This is a genomic window from Bacillus sp. JJ1474, assembly GCF_036965225.1.
Lineage (GTDB): Bacteria > Bacillota > Bacilli > Bacillales > Cytobacillaceae > Cytobacillus.
Map to the genome: position 1 here is coordinate 1 of NZ_JBALPC010000283.1, position 6550 is coordinate 6550.

Genomic DNA, 6550 nt, shown 5'->3' on the forward strand with positions numbered 1-6550 from the left:
ATGATATTATGAAAAATATTATAGTAACACTATAAAAAATAAGGTAAAACCTTAAAATTATAGTTTAACTATAAAAAGTGTGTGAAGAAAGGATCACCTAGATGGACGAAATTAGTGCAAAGGTTAAAGATCTTAGATTAAAAAATAGTGCTACATTGAAAGAGTTAAGTGAAAAAACTGGACTTTCTGTAGGATTTCTTTCTCAGGTGGAAAGGGGGACATCCTCGTTAGCTATCACTTCGCTTAAAAAAATTGCAGATGCATTTGAAGTAAATATGACTTATTTTTTTGAGGATCAGCATGGACAAAACTATGCAGTCAAAAAAGCTGATCAAAAAACTTTTAAAATGGAAGGTTCTCCTTCCAAATATGTAAGGTTAAGTGGAGAAATTCCAGGCAGACAACTAGAGGCTTTAAGAGTAACCCTAGCGCCGAATTATAAAGACAGTGAGGTATTTAGCCATCACGGCGAGGAGATCCACTACGTATTAGAAGGTACGGTTATTTTCAGAGTAGGTGATAAGGAATATCTTTTAAGTGCAGGGGAATCTATTCACTTTCCATCTGAGAAACCGCATCAGTGGGAAAATCCGCTGAATCAAGAAACTGTATTATATAGTGTTTTGACGCCTGTAATTTTTTGAAGATTTTGACTTGTGGAAGGGATGGGGAAAATGAGAGTTGCAACTGATATTGGCGGTACTTTTACTGATTTAGTATATGTAGATGAGCAAGGAAGGTTTGGAGTTGCAAAAAGCCACACAACACCTCCAAATTTTGAGCAAGGTGTAATCGATGTCATTTCAAAAAGTGAAGTAGATCAGGAAGCCATTACAACCTTTATTCATGGCACAACTGTTATTATTAATGCGCTTACTGAGAAAAAAGGAGTAAAAACAGGTCTCATTACAACAAAGGGCTTTAGAGATGTACTGGAAATTGCCCGCGGAAACAGACCTGATTTATTTAATGTGCGTTATAAAAAGCCTGAACCTTTTGTAGAGAGAGCTTTAAGGAAGGAAGTAGAAGAAAGACTCAATTATAAAGGTGAAATACTAACACCCCTTAATAGTGATCAAGTAAAGGAAATTATTGAATATTTCAAACGGGAAGAAGTAGAAGCAATTGCAGTAGCATATTTGCATTCATACGTAAACCCAATTCATGAGCAGAAAACTGTAGAACTAATTAAAGAGCTTTGGCCAGAAATCGCTGTAACGGCTTCCCACGAAACAACAAAAGAATGGCGCGAATATGAGAGAACAAATACAACCATCCTGAATGCTTATGTTCAGCCGATAGCTTCTAGTTATATAGAGCGTCTCCAGAATAAACTCGAGGAAAATCAAACGAATAGCAGGAACTATATTATGCAGTCAAATGGGGGAACGACAACATTTGATCAAGCAAAAAAACTTCCAATTAACATGGTTGAATCTGGTCCAGTTGCAGGAATTTTTGGAGCAGCGGTTCTAGGAGAACTGATTGGCGAAAAAAATATTATTGCCTTTGATATAGGCGGAACAACAGCAAAATGTTCATTAATTGAAGATGGTGAAGTAAAAGTAACAACCGACTACTATATTGATCGTAATTCTAGGAGTGCAGGGTATCCAATAAAAGCGCCTGTAGTTGATATTGTTGAAATTGGAAACGGCGGAGGATCTATTGCGTGGATTGATGATGCAGGTTCGTTAAAGGTAGGACCACAGTCAGCCGGAGCATTGCCAGGACCAGTTGCGTATGGACAGGGAGGTACTAAACCTACAACTACAGATGCAAATCTATTTACAGGAAGACTTTCAGCTAAAAACTTTGACTATAAGGTAGATGTTTCAAGGGTAAAACAAGCCATTGAAGAAAATGTCGCCAACCATTTTGATATTAGTCCAGAAGAAGCTGCACTTGGCATCATCCGTATTGCTAACTCTAATATGCTAAATGCATTGAAGTTAATTTCGATCAGAAAAGGGCATAACCCTAGAGAATTTACATTAGTCGCTTTTGGAGGAGGAGGATCTATGCATGCTCCTGCCCTTGCAAAAGAACTAGGGGTAAAAAAGGTGGTTATTCCATTAGCATCTCCTGTATTTTCAGCTTGGGGTATGCTGATGACAGACCTCCGACATGACTATATTAAAACATATATAAAACGAATCAATGCTATTGATTTAAAAGAAATAGCAAATGAATGGCACACGATTGAAAGTAATGCATTCCTGCAATTTGAAGAAGAAGGCGTTGAAAAACAGAGAGTGATGTTTACTAGATTTGCTGATATGCGTTATGTGGGACAAGAACATACTGTGAAAGTTCCAGTGCCTGGCGGTGAATGGACTAATGAAGATATTCATGAAATAGTAGACAAGTTCCATGAATTGCATGAGAAAAACTTTACCTTTAAATTGTTGAATGCACAAACAGAAATAGTAAGTCTTCACGTAACTGCCTTTGGAAAAGTTACAAAGCCAGAATTACAACAGAATGAAAAGGAAGGCAATATTGAAGAGGCACTTAAAGAGATTAGACCAGTCTATTTTGAGGAAAGAGGCTGGATAAATACAAAAGTATATGATCGTAGTAGTTTGCCAACAAATGAAGTGATACAAGGGCCTGCTATTATTGAAGAGAAGTCAGCCGTTACGGTTATTTATGAAGGGCAAAATCTTTTTGTAGATGGTTATGGGAATCTAATCATTACTACGGGGGTTGAGTAATTATGGTAAAGACAAATGTGAAGGTAGATCCATTTACTTTAGAAATTGTAAAAGATTCCTTACTTGCTACAGGGGATGAAATGTTTTATGCACTTGCACGCACTTCAATGAGCCCTATTATTTATGAAGTTCTTGACTACGCAAGTGGGTTAACAGATTCTAAAGGACAGCTTTTGACCCAGGGGAATGGCGTAACCGGATTTATTGGAATGTTAACCTTTATGGTCAAACAAACAATCGAGAAATTTGGTAAAGACGGCAACCTAAAACCTGGAGATATTATCATCATCAATGATCCATATGGCGGCGGCGGATCTCATTTATCCGATGTTGGATTAGTTATGCCGATCTTTCACGAAGGTGAATTGATCGCATTTTCAGCAAATAAAGCTCACTGGACGGAAGTGGGTGGGAAAGACCCAGGCTCATTCACTAATGATGCAACGGAAATTTTTCAAGAGGGACTCCAGTTTCCATGTGTGAAACTATTTAGTGAAGGCATTGTTAACCAAGGACTTGTCGATGTATTAGAGGCAAATGTTCGATTTCCTGAACTTTCTCTTGGAGATATGTGGGCACAGGTTGCAGCATTGAAAACAGGTGATAAGAGGGTAAGGGAATTATGTGATAAGCATGGACGAGATATTATCCAAGCTTCAATCGATTATTTACTCGATCATGGGGAACAGTTGGCTAGAAAAGAACTTGCTAAATTGCCAAAAGGTACCTTTGAAGCTGAAGATGTAATTGAAACAGACGGAATTGGTAATGGACCGTTTCCTATAAAAGTTAAGGTAACAATTACTGATGACGAGTTTATTTGCGATTTCCGCGGCAGCCATCCGCAAGTGCCTGGAACTGTGAATTGTTCATATACAGGTCTTGTGTCAGCGGTACGAGTTATTTTTCTTGCGATGACGAATCCATCACAAGATGTCAATGATGGGGTATTCAGACCATTAAAAGTATTGGTAGACCGGAAATCTATTATGTCAGCAGAGCGGCCAGCTCCTGTTTCTAATTACTTTGAAACACTTTTAGGCAGCTTAGATTTAATCTGGAAGGCGATGGCTCCACATTTACCGGAAAGGCTTGCAGCCGGTCATCATTTATCTGTATGTTCCGTAACACTGACAGGATTACATCAAGATACGAATGAACCGTTTTTAATTGTGGAACCTTCAGTCGGCGGTTGGGGTGCAGCAGAAGGACAAGATGGTGCTGCTGGACAGTTCTGTGTGGCTGATGGTGAGACATACAATGTTCCTGTTGAAGTAGCTGAAACTCGTTATGGAGTTTTAATAGATGAATATAGTTTGAGAACAGATGGAGCAGGATCCGGGAAGGCAGTTGGCGGTTCTGGAGTTATTCGTTCGTACAGAGCTTTAACAGATGGTCAATCTGCTACTATTACTTACGGAAGAAATCAAACAAAACCTTGGGGTGCGAATGGAGGCATGGATGGGTCCAATAATGAGTTCTATATTGAAAAGGCAACTGGGGAAATTGAAGGACCATTTGGAGTATATGCCCGTTATCCATTGAATAAGGGTGATGTCGTTAAATTAATGACTGGTACAGGAGGTGGCTATGGAAATCCTCTTGAACGTCCAGCCCATCTTGTTGCTAAAGATGTAAAAAGTGAATACATTACGCCAGAGCAGGCACGAGAGGTCTTTGGAGTAGAAGTAGATTTACAAACAGGAGAATATAAAGAATTAAGCATTCGCAGTTAGAATAGGAGGGAAAGAAATGAAAGTTGTTCAAGAGACAAAAAGTTTTGATGCTACTAAAACGATCATGGATACCTTTTTTCATGATGAAAGAAAACATGCAGATATCCAGTTTGGAAAAGTAAGTATTGCACCAGGGGAACGTGTTCCAGTCGAAGGATTGTCTTGCCATGAAGGAAATGAATATTCATTTATTGTAAAAGGAAGCCTAAAGGGTGAAAGTGGCGGGGAATCCTTTCAGATTCAAGCGGGTGAAGCAACCTTTATTCCAGCAGGTGAAGAACACTGGTGTCTTAATACAGCACAAGAACCTTGTGAAATTGTATGGGTATTAGTTAAAGAATAATAGAAAGACATGGGGGCGGCTATTATTGCTTAGGATGAGTGCAAGTCTATTAAATTAATTGACAAGCGCCCCCTCAATATATGAATTTAGCTCACATAACGCTAATGATCTTACCTAGATAACCTCCTTAAGGAGGGCTCCTTTCATAGTTCTGCAAAAAAATTAACATTTCACCAGGTCCAATACACACGATAATTAATTCATCCAGAATGATATTCATAATAACTTTGAATAGAAGAGAGGAATTAACGTGAGTAAAAGAATTCTATGGATCAATCCAATTACTACAGATTTATTTAATCAAACTTTTGCAGAGGAATTCCAAAAAGTAAAACAGCCTGACACAATAGTTGATGTTGTATCTTTAGTTCCTGCAAATGGTCCCATTCATCTTGAATATAACTGTTATGAAGTAATGATTATGCCAGAATTACTAAAATTAATTAAAAAAGCTGAAGAGGACGGATATGATGCTGCGATAATTGGCTGTTTTTATGATCCAATCTTAAGGGCTGCTAGGGAAGTTTCAAAGAAAATGGTAGTCACAGCACCAGCAGAGGCCAGCTTGCATATTGCGACAACATTAGGTGAAAGTGTTTCTATCGTAGTTGGGAGAAGAAAATGGATTCCAGAGATGAAAGAAAATGTCCACAAATATGGATTTGCAGACAAATTAGCCTCATTCAAATCAATTGATTTAGGTGTCCATGATTTTCAAAAAGACCATCATGAAACATCTAGCCGCATAAAACAAGCTGCAAAAGAGGCGGTAGATAAAGATGGTGCAGATGTCATAATCCTAGGCTGCACAATGGAATTTGGATTTTATAATGAGGTTCAAAAAGAAATAGGTGTTCCTGTTATTGATGCAAGTTTGGCACCGCTAAAATATGCAGAATTCTTAGTTGAAATTAAGCAAAAGTTTAATTGGAGCCATAGTAAATTAGTAGGTTATCAGTCTCCACCAGAGAAAGAAGTTTTCCACTGGGGGCTATTTTAAGGATTGCTGTCAGTAAAAAGAAGGGCAAAAAACGAAGATAAATTACTGAAAATTCAGTTATAATTGGGGGTTTTTACCATGGTAAATGGTGCATTAAGAAAAAAAGCTGAATCAGTGGTGCAGGTAGGCGAACTATTTAAAGACATGCCATTTAACAGCCGACATGCTTTTGTAGGGATGGTTCTATTCTTTGCCTTTGTAGTTGAAGCGTGGGAAATGATGATTATTATCTTTCTTAGTGGGGAGATTGCAGCTGAATTTAGCTTAACAGCAGTACAAACAGGTTCAATCATTGGAGCTATCTTTTTAGGAATGATTCCCGGGGCTTATATTTGGGGATTCATTTCCGATAAGATTGGCCGTAAAAAAACAATGATGTATAGTTTATTGCTTTACACTTTATTTTCTTTAATCAGTGTGTTTTCTGTTAACTTTGAAATGCTGTATGCAGGCAGGCTATTAGCAGGCTTAGCATTGGCAGGAATGCTAGTTTGTATTTTCCCTTATTTTGAGGAAATGCTTCCTGTGAAACAACGAGGAAAATATGGCGGTTATTTATCAGCAGGTTGGCCAATCGGAGTCCTTATTGCTGTAGGAGTTACGGTTTTATTTATGGAGGTTGAAGGTGCTCTTGGTGGCTGGAGAGTTGTCCTATTTATCAGTTCTTTAGGTGGATTATGGGCATTTATGCTGCTGAAAATCCCTGAATCTCCATACTGGCTGGCTGGTAAAGGGCGCCAGGAGGAAGCGAAAG

General features: G+C 38.4%; 6 protein-coding genes. All 6 read left to right on the forward strand.

The window, feature by feature from the left end; genetic code table 11:
- Positions 1–101 precede the first annotated feature (101 nt).
- The gene (locus tag V7164_RS24545) at positions 102–644 is read left to right on the forward strand and encodes a helix-turn-helix domain-containing protein (protein ID WP_335355531.1); all 543 of its coding nucleotides are present in this window, start codon (positions 102–104) and stop codon (positions 642–644) included.
- Positions 645–674: 30 nt separating this feature from the next.
- A complete protein-coding gene (locus V7164_RS24550; protein WP_335355532.1) occupies positions 675–2717 on the forward strand; it encodes a hydantoinase/oxoprolinase family protein in 2043 nt (680 codons plus the stop codon).
- 2 nt (positions 2718–2719) lie between these two features.
- Positions 2720–4453: a hydantoinase B/oxoprolinase family protein gene (locus tag V7164_RS24555; RefSeq protein ID WP_335345085.1), complete on the forward strand. Its 1734-nt coding sequence runs from the start codon at positions 2720–2722 to the stop codon at positions 4451–4453.
- Positions 4454–4469: 16 nt separating this feature from the next.
- Entirely contained in the window at positions 4470–4796 is a 327-nt protein-coding gene (locus tag V7164_RS24560) for a cupin domain-containing protein (RefSeq protein WP_335345086.1), read from the forward strand.
- 250 nt (positions 4797–5046) lie between these two features.
- Positions 5047–5796: an aspartate/glutamate racemase family protein gene (locus V7164_RS24565; RefSeq protein WP_335355533.1), complete on the forward strand. Its 750-nt coding sequence runs from the start codon at positions 5047–5049 to the stop codon at positions 5794–5796.
- Between the two features lie 78 nt (positions 5797–5874).
- On the forward strand, positions 5875–6550 hold a 676-nt coding region (locus tag V7164_RS24570; RefSeq protein WP_335355534.1), incomplete at its 3' end, for an MFS transporter.